The sequence below is a fragment of the Protofrankia sp. CiP1_Cm_nod2 genome (genome assembly GCF_920664355.1).
GTDB lineage: Bacteria > Actinomycetota > Actinomycetes > Frankiales > Frankiaceae > Protofrankia.
In genome coordinates, this window is sequence record NZ_CAKKTL010000125.1 from 7,044 (window position 1) to 8,031 (window position 988).

Consider the following 988-nt stretch of genomic DNA (forward strand, 5'->3'; position numbering starts at 1 on the left):
GTCGTCCACGAGTAGCACACCCAAGCGATCTCCCACCTACCCACCGCCGCTGGCCCAGCCCTCGGCGAAGGTCCCTGTCTGGGTTGTGACGAGGTCGATCGCATCCCGCGCCGCGACCGGCGGGCGGCAACCGTTCTGCTGACCTGCCCTGTCGACGGGAACAGCGGATCACACGGGCGACCACTTCTCCTCCCCGTTGCTCCACCTACGGGGTGGAACAATGGATCGCATGGCCGACACCATCCCGATCTACGGGGTCCGCAACCGCGTTGAGAAGAACGGGCCCGCGATCCGCGATGCGCTCCGTCCAGACGATCGCGACATGTTCGTGGCGGAACTGCGGATCGCGCTGGCGGAGGCGGACAACACCCTCAACCTCGACCCGGTGAGCGTGGTGATCGACAAGTGGTGGGGGCAGGCGGTGCTCACCGCCAACCCAGAGATCGAAACCGGCGCTCTCGCGGACCGTCGACGCATAGCGGCCGGAGACCCCACCGTGCTCGGAGCGACCACCTCATACCCAGCCGGGGATCCGGAGGTGACCAATGGCCAGATACACGATCCGCTGGGTCACCTACGCCGAGCAACAGCGTGACACACTACCCCCCGAGGGCCGCCATGAGCTTGACGCTCTCCTGAACCGGCTGGTCGACGACCCCTATCGTCAGGGCACCTACAACAAGCGCACCGAACTGTGGCGGGCGGTCTTCGGGTACGGACTGCTGACATACAGCATCGAAGACCGATTGCTCACCATTACCGCGCTCCGAGTCACCTGGATCTTAAAACACTGATCAAGCAGCACGAATCCCATCCACAACCACCCGCACAGACCATGATCGGCATAATTTTGTCGTTGTATACTCTTTTTGGCCGCAAAAGCGTACACAACGACAAACTCACGCTGATCTCCACCGATGCCCGGACGTCCATCGACCCATATCGTCGTTCGTGAGGATGCGTGTGGCTACCTACCGGTGCTTTGGGG

The 988-nt window shown here is 62.8% G+C and carries 2 protein-coding genes; both read left to right on the forward strand.

From position 1 onward, the window contains the following. Positions 1–229 precede the first annotated feature (229 nt). A complete protein-coding gene (locus NBW84_RS14745) occupies positions 230–595 on the forward strand; it encodes a DUF6247 family protein (RefSeq protein ID WP_250285310.1) in 366 nt (121 codons plus the stop codon). Further along, positions 546–794 (forward strand): hypothetical protein, encoded by a 249-nt coding sequence (locus NBW84_RS14750; protein WP_250285311.1) that lies wholly within the window; start codon positions 546–548, stop codon positions 792–794. Before NBW84_RS14745 ends, NBW84_RS14750 begins: the two co-directional genes overlap by 50 nt. Positions 795–988: the final 194 nt, after the last annotated feature.